The sequence below is a fragment of the Bacillus nitroreducens genome (assembly GCF_964021195.1).
Genome location: NZ_CAXHYI020000003.1, coordinates 1,335,909 through 1,357,160 on the forward strand (window position 1 = coordinate 1,335,909; position 21,252 = coordinate 1,357,160).

The 21,252-nt window shown below is 39.8% G+C and carries 20 protein-coding genes; 19 read left to right on the forward strand and 1 reads right to left on the reverse strand.

Annotated elements, in window-relative coordinates:
- Positions 1-107 precede the first annotated feature (107 nt).
- The 14 genes from nuoI to ehuA all read left to right on the forward strand — a co-directional run bounded on the left by nuoI (position 108) and on the right by ehuA (position 16,395).
- Positions 108-527: an NADH-quinone oxidoreductase subunit NuoI gene (gene nuoI / locus ACWPVE_RS10315; protein ID WP_453993030.1), complete on the forward strand. Its 420-nt coding sequence runs from the start codon at positions 108-110 to the stop codon at positions 525-527.
- Entirely contained in the window at positions 524-1,039 is a 516-nt protein-coding gene (locus ACWPVE_RS10320) for an NADH-quinone oxidoreductase subunit J (protein WP_453993032.1), read from the forward strand. Before nuoI ends, ACWPVE_RS10320 begins: the two co-directional genes overlap by 4 nt.
- The gene (gene nuoK / locus ACWPVE_RS10325; protein WP_453993034.1) at positions 1,036-1,350 is read left to right on the forward strand and encodes an NADH-quinone oxidoreductase subunit NuoK; all 315 of its coding nucleotides are present in this window, start codon (positions 1,036-1,038) and stop codon (positions 1,348-1,350) included. The genes ACWPVE_RS10320 and nuoK overlap by 4 nt, the downstream gene beginning before the upstream one ends.
- Before the next feature lie 100 nt (positions 1,351-1,450).
- On the forward strand, positions 1,451-3,319 hold the full coding sequence (gene nuoL, locus ACWPVE_RS10330) for an NADH-quinone oxidoreductase subunit L (protein WP_453993036.1): 1,869 nt from the start codon (positions 1,451-1,453) through the stop codon (positions 3,317-3,319).
- Positions 3,316-4,827, forward strand: a complete 1,512-nt coding sequence (locus ACWPVE_RS10335; protein ID WP_453993038.1) for an NADH-quinone oxidoreductase subunit M — start codon at positions 3,316-3,318, stop codon at positions 4,825-4,827. Before nuoL ends, ACWPVE_RS10335 begins: the two co-directional genes overlap by 4 nt.
- 4 nt (positions 4,828-4,831) lie before the next feature.
- On the forward strand, positions 4,832-6,349 hold the full coding sequence (nuoN, locus tag ACWPVE_RS10340; protein ID WP_453993040.1) for an NADH-quinone oxidoreductase subunit NuoN: 1,518 nt from the start codon (positions 4,832-4,834) through the stop codon (positions 6,347-6,349).
- A 1,344-nt stretch (positions 6,350-7,693) separates the two neighbouring features.
- Positions 7,694-7,927 (forward strand): DUF1146 family protein, encoded by a 234-nt coding sequence (locus tag ACWPVE_RS10345; RefSeq protein WP_453993042.1) that lies wholly within the window; start codon positions 7,694-7,696, stop codon positions 7,925-7,927.
- A gap of 775 nt (positions 7,928-8,702) precedes the next feature.
- Complete coding sequence (gene murA, locus ACWPVE_RS10350) at positions 8,703-10,007, forward strand: UDP-N-acetylglucosamine 1-carboxyvinyltransferase (protein WP_453993044.1); 1,305 nt, start codon at positions 8,703-8,705, stop codon at positions 10,005-10,007.
- Positions 10,008-10,261: 254 nt separating this feature from the next.
- Positions 10,262-11,281: a stage II sporulation protein D gene (spoIID, locus tag ACWPVE_RS10355; RefSeq protein WP_453993046.1), complete on the forward strand. Its 1,020-nt coding sequence runs from the start codon at positions 10,262-10,264 to the stop codon at positions 11,279-11,281.
- A gap of 347 nt (positions 11,282-11,628) precedes the next feature.
- Positions 11,629-12,528 carry an ectoine/hydroxyectoine ABC transporter substrate-binding protein EhuB gene (gene ehuB / locus ACWPVE_RS10360; protein WP_453993048.1) on the forward strand — a complete coding sequence of 300 codons (900 nt, stop codon included), beginning with the start codon at positions 11,629-11,631 and terminating at the stop codon, positions 12,526-12,528.
- A 162-nt stretch (positions 12,529-12,690) separates the two neighbouring features.
- Positions 12,691-13,911 carry an ISL3 family transposase gene (locus tag ACWPVE_RS10365; protein WP_082090051.1) on the forward strand — a complete coding sequence of 407 codons (1,221 nt, stop codon included), beginning with the start codon at positions 12,691-12,693 and terminating at the stop codon, positions 13,909-13,911.
- A gap of 339 nt (positions 13,912-14,250) precedes the next feature.
- Positions 14,251-14,913 (forward strand): amino acid ABC transporter permease, encoded by a 663-nt coding sequence (locus ACWPVE_RS10370; protein WP_453997460.1) that lies wholly within the window; start codon positions 14,251-14,253, stop codon positions 14,911-14,913.
- Positions 14,913-15,632, forward strand: coding sequence for an ectoine/hydroxyectoine ABC transporter permease subunit EhuD (gene ehuD, locus ACWPVE_RS10375; protein WP_453993050.1), 720 nt, complete (start codon positions 14,913-14,915; stop codon positions 15,630-15,632). The genes ACWPVE_RS10370 and ehuD overlap by 1 nt, the downstream gene beginning before the upstream one ends.
- Positions 15,625-16,395, forward strand: coding sequence for an ectoine/hydroxyectoine ABC transporter ATP-binding protein EhuA (gene ehuA, locus ACWPVE_RS10380; RefSeq protein WP_453993052.1), 771 nt, complete (start codon positions 15,625-15,627; stop codon positions 16,393-16,395). The genes ehuD and ehuA overlap by 8 nt, the downstream gene beginning before the upstream one ends.
- Before the next feature lie 8 nt (positions 16,396-16,403).
- Here ehuA and ACWPVE_RS10385 read toward each other — a convergent pair whose 3' ends face one another.
- Positions 16,404-16,850 carry a VanZ family protein gene (locus ACWPVE_RS10385; RefSeq protein ID WP_453993054.1) on the reverse strand — a complete coding sequence of 149 codons (447 nt, stop codon included), beginning with the start codon at positions 16,848-16,850 and terminating at the stop codon, positions 16,404-16,406.
- A 742-nt stretch (positions 16,851-17,592) separates the two neighbouring features.
- Between ACWPVE_RS10385 and ACWPVE_RS10390 the strand changes: the two genes are divergently transcribed.
- The 5 genes from ACWPVE_RS10390 (at position 17,593) to ACWPVE_RS10410 (ending at position 21,123) form a co-directional block, all read left to right on the forward strand.
- The gene (locus ACWPVE_RS10390) at positions 17,593-18,474 is read left to right on the forward strand and encodes a peptidoglycan DD-metalloendopeptidase family protein (protein WP_453993056.1); all 882 of its coding nucleotides are present in this window, start codon (positions 17,593-17,595) and stop codon (positions 18,472-18,474) included.
- A gap of 149 nt (positions 18,475-18,623) precedes the next feature.
- Entirely contained in the window at positions 18,624-19,058 is a 435-nt protein-coding gene (locus ACWPVE_RS10395) for a DMP19 family protein (protein WP_453993058.1), read from the forward strand.
- 179 nt (positions 19,059-19,237) lie between these two features.
- Positions 19,238-19,435 carry a PLDc N-terminal domain-containing protein gene (locus tag ACWPVE_RS10400; RefSeq protein ID WP_453993060.1) on the forward strand — a complete coding sequence of 66 codons (198 nt, stop codon included), beginning with the start codon at positions 19,238-19,240 and terminating at the stop codon, positions 19,433-19,435.
- Positions 19,436-20,347 carry an ABC transporter ATP-binding protein gene (locus ACWPVE_RS10405; protein WP_453993062.1) on the forward strand — a complete coding sequence of 304 codons (912 nt, stop codon included), beginning with the start codon at positions 19,436-19,438 and terminating at the stop codon, positions 20,345-20,347.
- A complete protein-coding gene (locus ACWPVE_RS10410) occupies positions 20,344-21,123 on the forward strand; it encodes an ABC transporter permease subunit (RefSeq protein ID WP_453993064.1) in 780 nt (259 codons plus the stop codon). The genes ACWPVE_RS10405 and ACWPVE_RS10410 overlap by 4 nt, the downstream gene beginning before the upstream one ends.
- The last annotated feature ends 129 nt before the right edge of the window (positions 21,124-21,252 follow it).

A 21,252-nucleotide genomic window follows, 5' to 3' on the forward strand; every position in this document is an offset into this window, starting at 1 on the left:
TTCGACGTTCGACACAGGACATGTCGGTAGTTAGTCGAAGTTCCTCTACCGATGTGTCATTTTCGGCCGACTCAAGAAAACTACCTTATAAAAGGGGTGACAGCGATATGTTTGGCTTACTAAAAGGGATGAAATATACCCTTAGTCAATTAACGTATAAAAAAGTCACATATGATTATCCAAATGAACCCTTGCCACTACCGGACCGCTTTCGTGGTATTCAAAAGTTCTATCCAGAAAAATGCATCGTATGTAATCAATGTGCCAACATTTGTCCGACCGATTGTATCCAGTTAACGGGGAAAAAGCACCCTGATCCGACCAAAAAAGGAAAAGTCATTGATACGTATGACATAAACTTCGAAATTTGTATCCTATGTGATCTTTGTACTGAGGTTTGTCCAACTGAAGCCATTGTTATGACAAACAATTTTGAGCTAGCAGAATACAGTCGTGATGAGTTATTTAAAAACCTCGAATGGTTAGATGAAAATGATACGAATGTAAGGAAGGAGAATAAAGTGTGACTGGAGAATTTTTGGCCTTTATAATCCTTGCAATTAGTGCGATTGGCGGCGGTATCTTAATGTTAAACCTCCAAAAGGTCATCCACATGGTCATCGCACTTGTATTCACCTTCATTAGTATCGCAGGTTTGTACGTCATGCTTCATGCGGAATTTGTGGCAGCTGTGCAAGTCTTAATTTATTCGGGTGCTATCACCATTTTAATGCTATTTGGAATTATGTTGACCAAACATAATGATACGAGTGAGCCAAAAGTAAGTCGTGGTCGAACGATTATGGTTCTAGGTGGAATCCTCGCATTTGGTTTCGCCGTTTATCTTGGGATATACGATTTGGACTTTGGTCAACAAGCTACTGATTTACATGTGAATAATACAGAGAAAATTGGAATAGAGCTTTACGCAAAATATGTAATTCCATTTGAATTAACATCAGTTGTCCTACTTGTTGCCTTGATTGGTGCCATCATCTTAGCGAAAAAAGACAAAGAAGAGGAGGCGAAGGAGGAATGAGTTCAGTTCCATTAGCAGCCTACCTTGTACTGGCGTTAATTTTATTTTGTATCGGTCTTTATGGGGCGTTCACAAAAAGAAATACTGTTATCGTATTAATCTCCGTTGAATTAATGCTCAATGCCGTTAATATTAATTTCGTGGCATTTAGTAAATACGGAGTAGTCCCAGGCATTACAGGGCAAGTCTTCTCGCTGTTTGTGATTGCGATTGCAGCAGCCGAATTTGCTGTCGGGTTAGCCATTCTGATGGCATTATACCGAAATAAACGGACAGTCAACATTGATGAAATGAACACAATGAAGCATTAGTTCAATCTTTGAAAAATCGTCTTGGTAAAGGTAGTGGAATATGGGTGCCTGAACTTCCGCACCTTTTCACGCAAAGATCAAAGAAGGGGATTGTGATACGATGATGGAAAATGCATGGATCATACCGCTTTTCCCGCTTATCTCTTTTTTGTTCCTTCTTGTATTCGGTAAGCGAATGAAAGAGTCAAGTGCCTATTTTGGCATCGTGCTAACGTTTTTCTCATTCGTCTACTCGGTGTTGGTTCTCATCAGTCGACTTGGGAATCCAACATACAAATATGAGAGCACGTGGTTATCAATTGGGGATGTTCATTTAACAGCGGGTTTTGAAGTCAATCAATTAAATGCACTTATGCTAGTGGTAGTATCGCTTGTCGCATTTTTAGTACATATGTATGCAAAAGGGTATATGCATGGTGATGAGCGCTTTTCAGTGTTTTATGCGTACCTTGGACTGTTTACCTTTGCAATGCTCGGCTTGGTCATTTCACCAAACCTTCTGCAAACATATATTTTTTGGGAACTTGTTGGACTTGGTTCATTCCTATTAATTGGATTCTATTTTTATAAAGAAGAAGCAAAAGCTGCAGCGAAAAAAGCGTTTATTATGACGCGTATTGGGGATGTTGGATTATTAATTGGGATGATTCTCTTATTCTGGCAAGTCGGTAGTTTTGAATATGATGAAATTTTTAGAGCCGTAGGGGCTGGAGAAATTTCATCCACCATGATTACGTTAACCGCGATCTTAATTTTTGTAGGAGCTGTGGGCAAGTCTGGTCAATTCCCACTTCATACATGGTTACCGGATGCAATGGAAGGTCCGACTCCTGTTTCTGCTTTAATCCACGCAGCTACAATGGTTGCGGCAGGAGTCTATTTAGTGGCGACGACTTTTCCGTTGTTTGCTGCAAGTGAGACGGCCATGATGACAGTTGCGATTATCGGAGCAATTACCGCCATTTTTGCTGCATCTATTGGATTGGCGCAAAAAGACATTAAACGTGTTCTTGCCTACTCAACGGTGAGTCAACTTGGTTATATGATGCTAGCCTTAGGATCGGCAGGATATGTAGCGGGCGTATTCCATTTAATGACACATGCTTTCTTTAAAGCATTGCTGTTCCTAGCAGCGGGTAGTGTCATTCATGCGGTTCACACACAGAACATTGAGGAAATGGGAGGTTTATGGAAAAAGCTTCGTATAACTGGACCATTGTTCTTAATTGGAACACTTGCTATTAGTGGAGTTCCCTTTTTCTCAGGTTTTTTCAGTAAAGATGAAATTTTAATTGCCACCTGGGCACAAGGGAATTACGTGTTGTTCTGGTTAGCGGTGATTGCAGCATTCTTTACTGCATTTTATATGTTCCGTTTATTCTTCATGGTCTTCACGGGTGAATCTAGAGGAAAGGAAATCAATGTAAAAGAATCACCAGGTGTGATGACCTTACCTATGATTGTTCTTGGTGTACTTGCCATTGTGGCAGGATATGTGAACACACCTTGGTTTGGAACCTTTTTAGGGAATTGGTTAACAGAAGGTACGAACTTATATGGACCAGGACATATTGAAGGTCCAGGATGGATTATGGCGGTCGCCACATTTGTATCCTTATTTGGAATTTTGCTTGCTTATGCCATGTATCAACGAAAGTCGATTTCGAGAGACTTTTTCAGCTCACGAGCACCGAATATGTATAGCATCGTCTACAATAAATATTTTATCGATGAATTTTATAACATGACAGTTGTTAATATGACGAAGGTGTTTAGTCTATTCTTACGCTATATCGATGAATTTATAGTAGGTGGTATTGTAAAGGCTGTGGCAGGTATGACGCAAGGAATCGGAAAGCTTGGGTCTAAGCTTCAAAATGGTCAGGTACAAATGTCGACATCCGTTGCATTTGTTGGATTAGCCATCTTGCTTCTCGTTGTGGCACTGACAGGGGGGTACTTAAGATGAACTCAATCATACTCACATTTTTAGTATTCTTCCCAGTTTTAGGTATTGTGATTCTTGCCTTTGTTCCGAAAAACCAAGAAAAAACGATTAAGCTTGTTGGAGTTTTGGCTACCCTTCCTTCACTTGTGTTGGCCCTTTATGTGTACGGGTTTTATATAGGCGGTGGGAACCTTGAAAAGTTTAAGGAATCTGTTTATTGGTTCGGCTTTTTACCAAAGGGCAACCCGTGGGAAGTGAACTATGAGATGGGGCTAAACGGTCTCACTTTAGTTCTTGTCCTGTTAACGACTGTGATTTCTACACTTGCTGCCATTGCATCTGTTCATATTAAGAAGGAATGGAAAGGCTATTTCATGCTCTTCCTTTTACTTGAACTTGGCATGCTCGGAGTGTTTACAGCAGAAAACTTACTCTTATTCTTTGTTTTCTTTGAAATGACGCTAATCTCTACTTTTTTCTTAATTGGAAAATGGGGTTATTTTGAAAAAGAAAAAGCTGCATTTAGCTTTTTAATCTATAACGGGCTAGGTTCAGCGATTTTATTAATTGTGATTATGATTATGTTTGCAAAAGCAGGGACTACGAATATTGAAGCTTTAACTTCAATTTTCACAAGTCCTTCAGATAGTTTGCCTATACCAGGCGAATTTTCAACTGATTTACGTCTTGGGTTATTAATTGCAATCATCATCGGATTCGGAATTAAACTTCCTATATTTCCGTTGCATACATGGATGTTACGCGTTCACGTACAAGCACCACCATCCATCGTAATGATTCACTCGGGCATCCTTTTAAAAATTGGGGCATACGGGATGATTCGCTTCGGGATGGGATTTTTCCCTGATGAGTTTGCCACACTTGCACCAATAGTCGCTGTACTTGGGGTGATTAATCTTTTATATGGAGCATTTTTGGCTTTCGTTCAAAAAGACTTCAAAATGGTGCTGGCATATTCAAGTATTTCTCATATGGGAATTGTGTTAATTGGACTTGGCGCTATGAATGAAGCAGGAGTTCAAGGAGCAGTATTTCAAGTTGTGTCACACGGCTTGATCTCAGCCTTGTTGTTCTTCTTAATTGGTGTCATGTATGAACGTGCAGGGACATCCTACATTAACAAGCTAGGTGGACTTGCTAAGGTGATGCCACTAACAGCTGGATTTTTACTAGCAGCTGCAATGGCTTCTCTTGGATTACCAGGAATGTCTGGCTTTGTGAGTGAGTTTATGGCCTTCCTTGGATTATTTAAGGAAATGCCAGTCCTTGCCGCAGTGGGTGCAATTGGTATTATCATGACAGCTGTCTATTTACTTCGTGCTGTATTAAATGTGACGTATGGAAAAGCTAATCATTCCTATCAGGGTGCGGTAGATTTGCGTCCAATAGAAATGGTACCAGTCTTTGTGTTACTTGCGTTTATCGTATTAATTGGCGTATATCCAAGTGTGCTAACACAACCATTGAAGGTTACACTTGAAACAATCATGTTAGGGTTAGGAGGGTGAGCCGATGGATATTGAAACTTTGCTAAGCTTTGATTGGGGAGTAATGGCACCAGAATTTATCATCCTCGGTGTTGCAACCCTTCTATCATTACTTGACTTATTTATGGGTAAAGATAGGGACAGAAGGCCGCTTGGATGGGTTGGTATTGTAGGAATCCTTATTGCCATCGGATTTACGGTTTCTTTTATTGGAAACGATGTTACGTCAATACTATACGATACATTCCGATTAGATTCCTTTGCGCTTGCGTTTAAATTGATCTTATTAGTTGGCACAGGCCTCGTCATTCTATTGGCGATGAGTTATGAATCAAATGATGTCGCCGAGTTTCGCGGGGAGTTTTACTACCTATTATTAGCCGCACTTCTAGGTACGATGATTATGACATCAAGTGCTGATTTGATTACATTATTTATTGGCTTAGAATTGCTTTCTATTTCATCCTATATATTAGCGGGACTAAGAAAACGTCATAAACTGTCAAATGAATCAGCGATGAAATATGTAATTAACGGAACGGTTTCAACTGCAATCTTTTTATTTGGTGTCAGTTATGTATATGGCCTAACTGGTACATCCAACTTAAATGAGATTTTTATGAAATTAGGAAATCTGCAGGATCCACAGCATATTTATATCATCGCACTGGCATTGTTTATGATTGTAGTCGGGCTCTCTTTTAAAATTGCAGCTGCTCCTTTCCATATGTGGGCACCTGATGTGTATCAAGGAGCACCAACTCCTGTTACAGCATTCTTAAGTGTGGTTTCGAAGACGGCGGGGTTTGTAATCATCCTGCGCATCATTGTTACAGCATTTATTCAAGTACCATCTGGTAACGAAGATTCGCCTTATTTGTTATTCCACTTGCAAGATTTATTAGCTATTATCGCAGGTGCAACCATGATTATTGGAAATACAATTGCACTTAGACAACGAAATGTGAAGCGGATGATGGCATACTCAAGTATTGCTCACGCAGGATATATATTAGTAGCATTTGTCGCTTTCTCATATTTTATGATGGATGCGATTTGGTTCTATCTAGTTGCCTATCTCTTAATGAGCCTTGGATTCTTCGCCAGCCTTCAGGTGATTACACAAAAATCAGGATCTGAGGATATAAGTCAGTTTGCTGGATTGTATAAGCGCTCGCCTGTCTTAGCTGTTGGACTTGGCATTTTCATCCTGTCACTAGCAGGCATTCCAGGAACTGCAGGCTTCATCGGTAAACTGGAGATTTTCATCGGGGCATTAATGACAAGTCCGTCGCATTATATGCTGGCATCCATTATGATTGCCACAACCGTCATATCGTATTTCTATTACTTTGGGATCTTAACACAAATGTTCTTCAGACCAGCTGAAGACAATAGCAAAATCAACCTTCCTACTGGAGTATTAGTTGTAGTTATCGTTACAATAATCGGTACAATCGGCTTCGGAATCTTCCCAGGTGTCGCATTTGAATTCATCCAACAATTCGACAGCTTCAGAGATTTTATAAGCTTAGAAACCTAAAAAACAAGCCGCGGCTCTTGACCTCCACAAAACAGGAGAAATCAAGAGCCGTTTTTTTGAAGGAAAAAGTAGAACAGGGGGACGGTTCTACTGTTTACCTAAAAACTGGGAAATACTAAAGTTGTCGTGTGTGGGATTGTCGAAGGTGTGGGAAAGGAGTGTAATCTTAGAGACCTAGTTGTGTTATCAGTCTCCTAATAAGAGGAAAGGCCGTGGAGAGTAGTCGACATCCTAAAATCAGGAAAGTGGTGTACCTCCAGAGCCTGTGGAGTACAGTCATTCTCCTAAAATCAGGAAAATGGTGTAGCTCCAGAGCCTGTGGAGTACAGTCGTTCTCCTAAAATCAGGAAAGTGGTGTACCTCCAGAGCCTGTGGAGTACAGTTATTCTCCTAAAATCAGGAAAATGGTGTAGCTCCAGAGCCTGTGGAGTACAGTTATTCTCCTAAAATCAGGAAAATGGTGTAGCTCCAGAGCCTGTGGAGTACAGTCGTTCTCCTAAAATCAGGAAAGTGGTGTAGCTCCAGAGCCTGTGGAGTACAGTCATTCTCCTAAAATCAGGAAAGTGGTGTAGCTTCAGAGCCTGTGGAGTACAGTCGTTCTCCTAAAATCAGGAAAGTGGTGTATCTCCAGAGCCTGTGGAGTACAGTCATTCTCCTAAAATCAGGAAAGTGATGTATCTCCAGAGCCTGTGGAGTACAGTCGTTCTCCTAAAATCAGGAAAGTGGTGTATCTCCAGAGCCTGTGGAGTACAGTCGTTCTCCTAAAATCAGGAAAGTGGCACGCCTCTAAAGCCTGTGGAGTGCAGCCAACATCCTAAAATCAGGAAAGTGGGACAACTCCAAAGCCCGTGCAGTATAGTCACCCTCCTAAAACCTGAAAAGTAGCGCAACTCCATGACCTATAGAGTGATGATATTCTTCTAAATTCAGGAAAGTAGCATATCCCCAACGCCCGTTGAGTGTACCCTTTTAAAATCAGGAACCTGATGCAACTCCAGAGCCTGTGAAGTGCTGCCATCCTCCTAAAATATGGAGATCGATGCGCCTCGAAAGCCCGTGCAGTGTTTCCACACTCCTAAAACCAGGAAAATGCCGAAACTCCAAAGTCCAAATAGTGTAGCACCCCCTAAAACCAGCAAAACAAAGCCTCTTAAATGCCCATTCACAAAGTACTAAACGCCCACCAAATTTATCCAATTATTTAGTTCGTTTTTGAGGACTTTCATTCGTAAACGTGGTAAAATGGAGTGGTGTGATTTTAGAATAGCCACAGAATTGGTCTACAAACCAGTTGTCACTGCTAATTAGTGGCGTACATAGATTATGATCTAAAGGGGTGAAATGATGTTAGCTGGGTTTGGATACCAAGCACTCATAAGTATTATTTCGCATTTGATTTTCATTGCGGTTACGTGGTGGGCCTTGCAGAGCATTCGGTATGAGCATTTAGTAAAGCCAAATCATGTATTTCAGGTCCGCGTTCTTCTCGTTCTTGTGACAATTGCAATTGGTTCAACGGTTAGCAATTTCTTTTTAGATTATCTCCTCTGGTCACAACAATTACCAAGTCTTTTTTAATCAAAATATATACAGTAAATATATAGAAATTAAGTCTATGTTGTTGGATTTATTGGGTTTCTCCACTACTTTCCACGTATCTTGGGTTTTGTATTGGAAAAAATGTAAGTATGGAGAGGAAAACAAGTAGTACTACGCATTTTTCAAAACAATCCTTAGTTTATCAAGATACGGGAAAATTATATTGGTTCATTCTGGAAACGACAATAATACTAAAGGAATCATAATTGTGTGATGATTTTCACGAGGAAATCCCCCATGCGGGTAACCGCAAGATTGGCCAATCTGAATATCATCAAACTGCACTTATCATTTTGTCTAAAAAAGAAGACAAACCCTCAAAAATAAGAAGTTCCTTTCGTATTACTTGTACTATGTGAACTAATGTAAAAATTGGATACCAAATAAAGCGGTGAATTTTGACATTTTGTCGACAAAAAGTGCGAAATTACCACAAATTTCACTTGTACCAATTTATGCCCAGTGATATGATGTAAATTGGTTTTGTTTAAAAAAATTCACTAAAAAAATGCTGATATGCCCGTTATTGAGCGGTGCAAGCCAATTTAAAATAAAAATGTCACATCATGCATCTACATCCGAGATAGAGACATTTGCCCGGTTGGTTGCATATACTACATCAGTGTGAATTAAGATTCCCACTAAAAGCAATAAATGGAAAAAGATTGGGTTCTATAAACACCTACCAAGATGGAACACCAATTGTCTTGAATGAATATGAATATATAGAAAATGGGACGCGGAGGGGAATACCTTGGAAAAAATCATCGTCCGCGGCGGTCGTAAGCTAAACGGCACAGTTAAAGTAGAAGGCGCAAAGAACGCCGTTTTGCCAGTTATCGCTGCATCCTTATTAGCAAGTAATGGTAAAAGTGTGATAAATGAAGTACCCACGCTCTCAGATGTGTATACGATTAATGAGGTATTACGCTATTTAAATGCTGAAGTTACCTTTGCCAATAATCAAATCGTTGTCGATGCATCAAGAGAGCTAAAAACAGAAGCACCTTTTGAATATGTACGAAAAATGCGCGCATCTGTGCTTGTTATGGGATCCCTGCTAGCACGCAATGGCCATGCTAGAGTTGCTCTTCCAGGTGGGTGTGCAATTGGTTCAAGACCGATTGACCAACACTTAAAAGGATTCGAAGCCATGGGAGCAACTGTGAAAGTTGGAAACGGCTATATCGATGCCGAAGTCAAAGGAAGACTTCGTGGTGCAAAAGTATATATGGATTTTCCAAGCGTAGGAGCTACAGAAAACATTATGATGGCTGCTACACTTGCTGACGGATTGACTACAATTGAAAACTGTGCAAAAGAACCAGAAATTGTAGATCTAGCTAACTTCCTTAATGCAATGGGAGCAAAGGTTAGAGGCGCAGGCACAGGCACGATTCGTATTGAAGGTGTAAAAGAACTGCATGGAGCAACACACAATATTATCCCTGATCGCATTGAAGCTGGCACCTTCATGGTGGCAAGTGCAATCACTGGCGGTAATGTTCTTGTACAAGGTGCAGTACCTGAACACCTTAGCTCACTTATTGCAAAAATGGAGGAAATGGGCGTTACCATCATTGAAGAACCAGATGGATTACGAGTGATTGGACCAGAGACTTTAAAGGCAGTGGATATTAAAACAATGCCTCACCCTGGTTTTCCAACAGATATGCAATCACAAATGATGGCATTATTACTTCGTGCAAAAGGCACAAGTATGATCACAGAAACGGTATTTGAAAATCGTTTCATGCATGTCGAAGAATTCCGACGCATGAATGGCGATATTAAAATTGAAGGTCGTTCTGTCATTATTAACGGAGAATCTCAGTTACAGGGCGCTGAAGTAGCCGCAACGGACTTACGTGCCGCAGCTGCACTTATTCTTTCAGGATTAGTTGCAGATGGCTATACTCGTGTAACTGAATTAAAGCACTTAGACCGCGGATATGTAAACTTCCACGAAAAGCTTGCGGCATTGGGTGCTGATATCGAACGCATTAACGAAGCCACAGAAAGCGAAAGCCCAGTGGAAGAAGCCAAAGTAAACTTTTAATACCCGCGAACAAAGCTAGGGAACTTACCCATACATGGTAATATCTCTAGCTTTTTTATTTTTATACATTTTCTTCATTTTTTACACTGGAAGATAACAAGACAAACTCTAATTTCCCTTTCATAGTAAATTGGATAGGTAGGATATACATATTTTAAAAATTTTTAAGTCATAAATGCTTGTCCATTCCCATAAATATTGATATATAGGTGCATGTTTACGTGCAATTAAATTCAAAGTGGAGGCTTGCATTCATGAAACAGATTAAACCCATCGTTGTACTAGTTTCTGTTCTTTTCGTCCTGATTTTATTGATTCCATCGATGCTCGTCATTCCGTTCTCGAATAAGGATACGGGAAAACTAGCTGAAGAACAACAGACAAATCCAGAACCGCCTCAAATTGCCTCGGGACCTACAGTAGAAGTTGCTGTCCACCGTGTTAGTGCTCAGAAGATTGAGAATGTGCCACTTGAAGATTATGTGGTCGGTGTGCTGGCTAAGGAGATGCCTGCAGAATTTGAGCTTGAAGCATTGAAGGCTCAAGCGTTGGCTGCGAGAACATACGTGGTTAGACATATGTTAAGTGAGCAAAAAATAGGTGTTCCAAAAGGTGCAGATGTGTCAGATACAACAAACCACCAAGTGTATAAAAGCATTGAGGAATTAAAGTCGGAGTGGAAAGGCGATTACAACTGGAAAATCGAAAAAATTACGCAAGCCGTGAAGGAGACACAAGGTCAAATCTTAACATATGATGGTGCACCAATAGATGCTCAATTTTTCTCTACAAGCAATGGCTATACAGAAAACTCCGAGGACTACTATAAAAATGAGTATCCATATTTGAAGAGCGTATCAAGTCCATGGGATGTCAATACTGAAAAATTCTTAAGTCAAGTGCAAATGCCAGTTGCTGATTTTGAACAAAAACTCGGCATTAAACTTGGTGATAGTAAAAATGTCGGAAAAATCACTGCTCGCACGCAATCCAATCGTGTTGCAACTGTGGAGGTTGGTGGAAAATCATTTACCGGAAGAGAAGTTCGTGAAAAGCTAGGCCTCCGTTCCAGTGACTTTACATGGGAGCGTAAAGGCGATCTCATCGTTATTCAAACAAAAGGATACGGTCACGGAGTTGGGATGAGTCAATATGGTGCAGATGGAATGGCAAAAGAAGGTAAGAACTATAAGGAAATTGTGAAGCATTACTACAAAGATATAGAAATTTCATCCACAGAGAACTTTTTAAATAAATTAACAGTGAAAAAGTAAGACAGGGGATATTCCTCTGTCTTTTTGTTTTTTAAGGGACTATGAATCTATAATTCAAAAAATAAAACAGAAGAACCGTCCCCGTGTTCTACCCAGTTTTCTACCAATTGGGAGCATGTTTCAATTTAGTGGAGGATGTTTCCATATCCACCTAGTTAAATAGTCGAGAGCCTGTTAAATCCTTATATATCCCGAAAAATCCAAATATATGCAATTTGTGGAATTGGTTTGAATAGTTATACAATTTTAAGGGAGTACAAGTTTTCGAACGTGTATACGTTTCAAAAAATCGGTTTAAAGAGAAAAATGATACGATTTTAAAAAATAAACAGGGGGTATGTAAGGGAATGAAAAAGAGACTTTCGATTTTGTTTTTAGTACTAGTTATGGGTTTGATGACTGCTTGTGGAACAGGACAAGAAGCAAGTGGCAAGACAGGAGAAGGCAAAGGTTCTGCAAGTTCACTAGACGAGCTTAAAGAAAAAGGTACCGTTACAATTGGTTTTTCAAACGAAGCACCGTATGCTTATCAAGACCCCAAAACAGGTGAATTAAAAGGAGCAGCTGTTGAGATTGCAACTAAGGTGTTTAACAATATGGGAATTGAAAATGTGGAAGGACAAATCGCTGAGTGGAATCAATTGATTCCAGGAGTAAAAGCAGGAAAATTCGATGTCATCACAGCAGGAATGGCGATCTTACCCGAACGTGCACAACAGGTCGAATTTGGTGAACCAGAAATTCAGTACGGTGAAGGATTAATCGTTGAAAAAGGGAATCCATTGGATCTTCACAGCTACACTGATATTGCAAACAATCCTGATGTAACTGTTGCGGTTATGTCTGGTGCAACAGAAATCGAGTTTCTAAAAGAGATGGGTGTGAGTGAAGACCAAATCCTTGAGGTTGCTGATATTCCAGCTACATTCTCTGCCGTACAATCAGGTCGAGCTCAAGCAACAACTGGGACTGAAATGACAGTAAAAATGGCCTTGGAATCTTCGGATCAAAATGCCTTAGAATTTGTGGAGGATTTTGAACAACCTGATATCAAAGGTGTACCAAGTTATGGTGCGGCTGCCTTTGCAAAAGGGAACGATGATCTCGTCGAGGCTTATAACGCGGAACTTAAGAAGTTGAAAGAAAATGGAGAGATCCTTGATCTCATTACCCCATCTGGCTTTGGTGAAGGAAATCTTGTTCCAAATGATTTAACAACGGAGCAGGTAATCGAAAGTTTAAAATAACACGGGGAAAGAGAACAGGTCTCCCAGTTGGGGGACTTGTTTTTTTGGCTCTATAATATTTGTTGGGGTTTAAACAAAATTTTGTGTGCATAAAAAAACACGCAAACTCCTCATTCATTTATACTTGAATTGTCTAGAAACAAGTCTAAAGAATGGAGTTGCGTGTATATGGATTTTACCATGATTATTCCTGGATTAAAAGGGTCTATCCTAACCAATGTTGAAGAAGTGGGCGAAGTTATCCGCCTGTACGTTGAAATGGAGCGAAAAGTACATCGGTGCCCTAAATGTAATCAAAGGACGAGTAAAATTCATGACTATCGTATACAAAAAATTCAACACTTAAAGTGGTTTGAAAGAAAAACCCAAATCTTTTATAAGCGTAGACGATATGTCTGTGAATGTGGGAAACGTTTTTCAGAGAAAAATCCTTTTGTCATGCGTTATCAACGTACCTCAATAGAATGGAATCAAGCTATATCAATTAAAGCGATTAAAGGAAAAACATTTAAGGAAACAGCTGAAATCTACGGGTGTTCATCTTCAACCATTATACGTCGATTCGATCAAATTTCACGAAGTGAAATTCGTCCGGTGGAAGAATTACCTACAGTTATAGCTATTGATGAATACAAGGGTGATACCCGCGAAGGGAAATACCAGTTAATCATTGCGAATGGGATAACAAAAGAACCGATTGATATTCTACCAAATCGTTATAAACGTACGATAAAAGACTACTTAAGAAAGCACGGATCTAGAGTGCAAATAGTCATAATGGATATGAATCATTCCTTTAAAGCAGCCGTTCAAGAGGCATTAGGTAAACCTGTTATTGTAGCTGATAGATTTCATTTTTGTCGTTACATCTATTGGGGGCTTGATGGAGTAAGACGTCGAGTACAAAACCAATTTCATGGCTACGACCGTAAAAAGTGTAAACGTATGAAACATGTCTTTCATAAAGACTGCCAACGCTTAACTAAGGATGAGAAATGGCATTTAAATCGTTACTTGGAGATGTCGAATGAACTCAAACAAGCATATGAAATTAAAGAGGCATATCGTTCTTGGTTTTTACGTGCCAAAGAAAACGGAAAAAACAGTATCAGTTTGGTTAAAAAGGAATTGGAAGAACTATATAAGTTAATTGAGGATTCAAAGATACCTGAAATGATTAAAGCAATAAAGACCATACAAAATTGGCAAGTTGAAGTATTAAATAGCTTTGCCTATGAATATTCAAATGGGTTTTTAGAGGGAATTAATAATTCAACCAAAGTTCTAAAGAGAAATGCTTATGGATTTAGAGTTTTTGAACGCTTTAGGGCGAAGATTTTATTAACACACAAGTATAAAAGAATTGGGGTACATATTGGTTAACCGAGTTGGTGTGATTCTCCTCTATAAAAAATGATGAATGGTACCATCCATCATTTTTTATAGAGGCCACCAAGCGTAGCGCGGTAGCCTAAAACCCCAACATTTGATTTAGAACCGTTTTTTTTGTTAAAAACTTCAAAGAGTGAGATTTTCTTAAATGTTGTTAATTACAACTGGCAATATGTGGATCGCTAAGATGTTGCCAAAATAACTGGCACAACTAGTCTTTGTTTATAGTCATTAAAAATACGGGCAGTTATCTTTCGCTCAAAACCTAAATGGTTTTACTACGAGAGGGATCTACTGCCCGTAATTGCTGAATAAAACGAGGTGAGTCCAATTAGTCAAATAGGTGAAATCTTTTCAATATTACTTCAGGGTCTAAATATTACGCTACTCATTTTAGGTACATCCGCCATTTTCTCCTTTCTTGTTGCATTTTTAGCGGGATTTGGTCGGTTATCAAAAAATATCATCATTCGAAAATTTACTGGATTTTACGTAGAAATATTTCGAGGAACCTCTTTAATCATTCAGTTGTTTTGGTTCTTCTATGCCCTTCCAATATTATTTGGGATTCATTTAGGTTCCGAATTTTGGGCATGTGTGATTGCTATTTCGATGAACTATGGAGCCTACATGTCAGAAACGGTACGTGGTTCAATCCTCTCTGTTTCAAATGGACAAACGGAAGCCGCTATTGCGCTTAATATGTCACGTTTTCAGCGGATGAGACTTGTCATTTTACCCCAAGCGGTAAAGATGATGCTTCCAGAGTTCGGAAATTATTTGATTCAAATGCTAAAGGCAACATCACTCATTTCACTCGTAGGCATGGCAGATATAGTGTATAGAGGTCAACTTTATACAAGTACCAATCTTTCTTCGACTCCTACCGTTTACTTATTCATACTTATCTTTTATTTTATCATTGCCTTACCTTTAATTTGGTTAACAAAGTGGGCAGAAAAGCAATCATCGAAGGGAGTGGCTAGTCAATAATGTGGGATTGGAATATGTTTTTTGGATCACTTCCAAGTATATTCAAAGGCATGTGGGTGACCCTCGGGGTGACAATTGCTTGTTATCTTTTTGCGATGGTATTCGGATTTGTCTGGGTATTTTTAAAGAGAATCCCATTTAAACCATTTCAGTGGATCGTGTCATTTGTTTTAGAGTTCATCCGATCGACACCACCACTTGTGCAATTATTTTTCTTGTTTTTTGGGTTACCAATGGTTCCGTATGTTGGGGTTAGCTTAAGTCCATTTACGGTCGCTGTACTAGGTCTTGGAATTCACTTTAGTACATATATTTCTGAAATTTATCGTTCTGGTATTGAATCAGTTGATAAAGGGCAGTGGGAAGCGTCGATTGCGTTAAATATGTCCATAAAGGATCGCTGGACAAAAGTGATCCTTCCACAAGCAATCCCACCAACCATCCCTATGCTTGGGAATTATTTAATCATCATGTTCAAGGAAGTGCCGTTAACATCGACAGTGGGTGTTGCGGGTATGCTCCTTATGGCAGATAAATTTGGAGCGAGAAATTGGGCTTATTTAGAACCTTATACATTAGTGGCGATTTTCTTCCTATTATTAAGTTACCCATCAGCTATTCTGATAAAAAAATTGGAAAATAAACTGAATCGCCGATTTGATAAGACGGATCCAACTGGAGCAAACAATGTGAAAAAGGGAGTGGCAGTCAATGGCTGAGCCGATTGTAACATATAGAGATGTGACGAAATCCTTCGGTGAGGTGGATGTCTTAAAAGGAATAAACCTAGATATTGCACCAGCTGAAAAGATCGCGTTAATTGGGCCAAGTGGGTCAGGTAAAACGACGATTATTCGTTTGTTAATGACGCTGGAGGAACCCTCATCAGGTATCATTGAAGTAAACGGTCAAAATTTGTGGCAAATGGAAAAGAACGGTGAGTTAGTTCGGGCAAATGAAAAGCATTTAAGAAAAATTAGAGGGGACATTGGGATGGTGTTTCAGCATTTTAATTTGTTCCCACATATGACCATTTTAGAAAATTGTATGACAGGTCCGATTCATGTGAAAGGTGAATCGAAGGAAGAAGCGCGGAAAAACTCGATTGAGATGTTAGAAAAAGTGGGTTTAGGTGATAAGTTAGAAAACTATCCGAATCAACTTTCAGGTGGTCAAAAACAACGGGTCGCAATGGCACGAGCTCTCGTGATGCGCCCAAAAGTGATGCTGTTTGATGAGGTAACTTCTGCCCTTGACCCTGAGTTAGTCGGCGAAGTGCTAGAAGTGATCCGTGAAATTGCCAACGAAGGTGAAATGGCAATGGTGCTTGTAACCCACGAGATGGATTTCGCGCGAGATGTGGCAGACCGTATTATTTTTCTGGAAAATGGTGTAATCGCAGAACAAGGAACACCAGAAGAGGTATTCGAAAATACAAAAAGTGAACGACTTCAGCAGTTCCTAAGTCGTTTCAGATCCTAGAGGGGAAATTACTTCCCCTCTTCTCTTTTGCTAGTTAATCCTTCAACCCACAACAATAGCTTTTTAAACTTCGGTAGTTTTTCTCCAAAATAACTTATTTTTACTATGTAAAAGGCCACGAGCACGCCAATTGTATCTTTAACTAAATCAATGACGGTCGCCGAACGATAAGGGACAAAGTATTGGTGGAATTCATCACTAAATCCATACGCGATCGCAATCAATGCAGCTAATTTGCTCGTGTTGGCAGTAAACTTTCCTTGGACAAGGAAAAACAAAACCCACAGCCCATAAAGAATGCCAAATTCAATCAGATGCAGGGACTCCTTGAACGCACTATCCCATGAAAACGGCGTATTCACAATCGCATCTGCAGGCAAACTAGATAAAACAAAAATCAAGATCATATATAAAAATGGTGCAACTAATAGTAGAAAACGCAACAAAGCTCTCATGATAGTTTCTCCTTCTTAACATGTACTTAGATAGTATAGCATTCATTGGTGGTGCTGGGGAGGTAAGTTGAATGTGATTGTCTGATGATGGAAAAACTAATTTTTCAGCATCTTTGTTAATGAGGTAATGAAGTCCTAAGAGAAACAACTGGCGTTGGGAAGTCCATCATCAGGTGGATGAAGGGCAAAACGTTAGAATTCCGCCCTTCAACTCCTCGTCATCAGGTGGATGAAGGGCAAAACGTTAGAATTTCGCCCTTCAACTCCTCGTCATCAGGTGGATGAAGGGCAAAACGTTAGAATTCCGCCCTTCAACTCCTCGTCATCAGGTGGATGAAGGGCAAAACAATCGAATTCCGCCCTTCAAGTCCTCATCATCAGGTGGATGAAGGGCAAATCGCTAGAATTTCGCCCTTCAATTCCTCGTCATCAGGTGGATGACGTGCAAAACGCTAGAACTTCACCCTCTAAATCCCCTTCATCCACGGTTATGACGAGCCAAACCCTACCTCAAACACCACAAAAAGCACTTCACCCAACTTGTCATTCTTCCCCCACCCAACCCCGCCAGCTTGATCCACACTAGTTCCACAATTTCCACGTACAACTGTACCCCTTTTTTGAAAAATTTTCGAATCTATGAATAATATTTTGAGCTTTGTCGAAAAATAATCCAAAAAAATTTTTTGAAAATGTATATAATTCAACGAATGTGTTCAGAATGGTTGCTGAGGTGATAAACATGAGAGAGGAAGAAAAGAAACGTACTTCTCAAAAATCAAGTTTACAACGTTTATTTAGAAAGCGTTGGGTATTTCCAGCAATCTATTTGGTAAGTGCAGCACTTATTTTAACCGCAGTTTTATGGTTCACTAGCAATAACGATGTAGCGGATGATAGTAAAAATGGTGAAAATCAACCAGGAACTGCTACTGGTGAACAACCAAGTGTACCAGTAAACCAAGCGGCAGAGAACTTTAAGATGCCAGTTGTCGACGAGAATGCAATCGAAGTGTTTAGGGAGTTCTATGATGCAGAGGCTTCAGCAGAAAAGCAAGAAGCAGCTCTTGTAGTCTATAACAATATCTATTCCCCTAACAAAGGGATTGACATCGTCGCTAAAGATGGCGAAACATTTGAAGTAGTTGCATCCCTAGCTGGAACTGTAACACGTGCTGAAAAAGATCCACTACACGGAAACGTTGTGGAGATTGAGCATTCTGAAGGTGTTGTGACAATGTATCAATCTCTTGCAGACTTACAAGTGGCAAAAGGTGACGTTGTCGAACAAGGTGATGTTCTTGGAATGGCTGGCGAAAATCAATATGATAAAGAGGCAGCAATTCACGTTCACTTTGAAATTCGTAACAACGGTGTAGCTGTAAATCCACTTGAGTACTTTGGTCAATCTGTAACTGCACTTGAAAAAGCAGAAGACAAAGAAGCTGCAACGAAGGAAGAAGACAAGCAACCTGAAGAAGATAAGCAGCCAATAGAAGAAGAGAAACCAGAAGACACTAAAAAGCCTGAAGATGAAGAAGGCACTCCTGCTGACGATGAAGATTCAAAAGATGAGGAAAATGCAAGCTCAACGGATGCTTCAATCGGGATGGCAAAAGCCTAAACCAGGAGAAACAGTAGTCTAATCAATGTGGTGGCAACTTTAGCTAATGATTCAACCGATTACTCAATCGAGTAGTCGGTTTTTTTGTGGGAAGACGAAGTCCCAGCTTTCATTTTTGCTATAATTAAGCAAAAAAGTAGAGGGCAAATATGATGAAAAGTACTGATGAGATTTGGAATGAAGTCATCGACACGATTTGTGAGATTGAGTTCCCGTGCGAGAATCAAATGTTGAATGAAGCTTTTCTTGTTTTTCAATACCATGCTGAGCTTGAAAGTGGTGGACATGAGGCTTGGTTGAATTGGTGGCATGAGTATATTGGCGAGGTTGGCATAAAAATGTACATAAAAGAACTAACTACTATTCTTGAAAAAATCGGTGCACATGACTACGTGGTTCTGATTCAAAAATATGGAGAGGACATGTGGAATACCTATCATGCATTAGAAAATGGAGAAATAGACGAAGAACTCTTTTATGAAGTCATCGAAAAAGCCGACAAAGAATATGACAACCTTGAAAACAAGCTCGCGCAACTAATAGAATCTTATTTTGTGAGTATTCATAAACTCATTATTGAATAAATGGATACAAGGCCGCCATATACAAATGGTGGCTTTTTTAGATCCCTTTTTTTCAATAAAGAATGGGTGGAATCGCGAACATTCTCCTTGTCTTAAAAAAATATTATTTTTTACTGAACTTTTTCATGAACTCAAGCGTATTATCTTCGGAAAAACAATTAAAAAGGATGTGACTCAGCTTGACAGGACTTGAAGATATCAACTGGGCGCTGTTTGCCCCGATCGTCGTAATTCAATTGATATTATTGGTAACGGCTTTAATTGATCTTGTGAGAAGTGAAGAAACGAATGGTCCCAAATTAGTTTGGCTGTTTATTATTGTATTGATTAGTATTCTTGGTCCAGTTCTCTATTTTGTCATTGGAAGGAAGAGATAAATGGGGAAAACGCTTGTCTCAATTGAAAATTTAGTAAAACGATTTGGAAAAGAAACGGCAGTAAAGAATCTATCGTTTGAAATAAAAAAAGGAAGCTGTACAGCGCTCCTTGGTCCAAATGGAGCGGGGAAAACAACCACCTTACAAATGTTGGCTGGTCTCCTTCATCCGACTTCGGGAAAAATAGCCTTTGATGGGATGGAAAATGGTGACAACCGTAAATACATCGGATACTTGCCACAGCACCCCGTTTTTTACAACTGGATGACAGCGAATGAATTTTTAGTGTATGTGGGACAGCTTGCCCATTTATCGAAACAGGAATCACAACGAAGAGCGGATGAATTACTAGAATTAGTGGGAATTGCCGATGCGAAGAAAAAGAAGATTGGTGGTTTTTCAGGCGGGATGAAACAGCGCTTAGGTATTGCACAAGCGATGATTCATGAGCCAAAGCTTGTGATGCTTGATGAACCCGTTTCCGCTCTTGACCCAGTCGGGCGACGTGAAGTCATTGAAATGATGCGCCAATTAAAAGAGAAAACAACCATTCTGTTTTCCACTCACGTTCTACATGATGCAGAAGAGGTGTGTGATGATATCATTATCATACGTAAAGGAGAGCTGGCCATTAGTGACTCGTTAGTGGACCTGCGCAGAAAGCATCAGCATGACGTGATCATGATTGAAGCGGAAAACGATATTACCGACTGGGCAAGTGGTTTAACCACACTATCAGCCGTTCAAGAAGTAACTATAGATAAAACAATGGCAACGATTATCGTAACGGAACTTGAAGCGGCAAGGAATGCGATTTTACAAGAGATATGGACGAAGAAAATACCAGTCACGACGTTTAAAATTGGGCAATCATCCTTAGAGGATGTATTTATGAAGGTGGTGAACTCATGAGACAATGGACGGTGTTGTTTAAGAAAGAATGGGTCGAAATGATTCGTAACTTCAAAATAATGTGGATCCCTATCGTCTTTATTTTACTAGGAATTATGCAGCCGATAACCTCGTATTATTTACCTGAAATCATTAAAGCAGCGGGTGAGTTACCAGAGGGGGCTGTGTTTGACATTCCAGTTCCAACTCCACAAGAGGTTATTGTGCAAACCTTGGGACAGTATAGCCAAATTGGGATTCTCATCCTGGTGTTGGCATTTATGGGGATCGTGGCAGCGGAAAAGAACAGTGGTGTGTCTGACATTATCCTCGTAAAACCCGTTTCATTCGCAAATTACATTACCGCAAAATGGGTAAGCATTGCGATTATGACACTTGGCTCATTCTTCTTAGGTATCCTAGCATCTTGGTATTATACGGGGATTCTAATAGGTGAGATCGAGTTCGGAGAATTAATGAAAGGCTCACTTGTGTATGGAACCTGGCTGTTGTTCTTGGTGACGGTCACACTTCTTTTAAGCTCACTATTTAAAAGCAATCTCTTAGTCGCTTTAATGTCGCTTTTACTGGCGATTGGGTTGTCAGCAAGCACATCGCTTCTCTCAAAGTGGATGATGTGGAGTCCAGCGAGGCTCTCAACCCATGCAAGCTCGCTCTTGTTAACAGGAAGCCCAGATAAACAATTTACTCTATCAATCTCTGTCACACTCCTACTCATTCTACTATTAATCGCTAGTTCCATCTTCCTTTTTGCGAAGAAAGAAAGAGTAGCATAAGTAAACTAGGCGTGGCCAATCGGCTAGGCCTTTTCTTGTTGTCATAAAGAGATGGGAAGAGTGGCCTGTCCCTGACAATTTTCGACCAAGGTTTACAAAGTTTTTCCTGAATTAGTCTGATAGTATCAG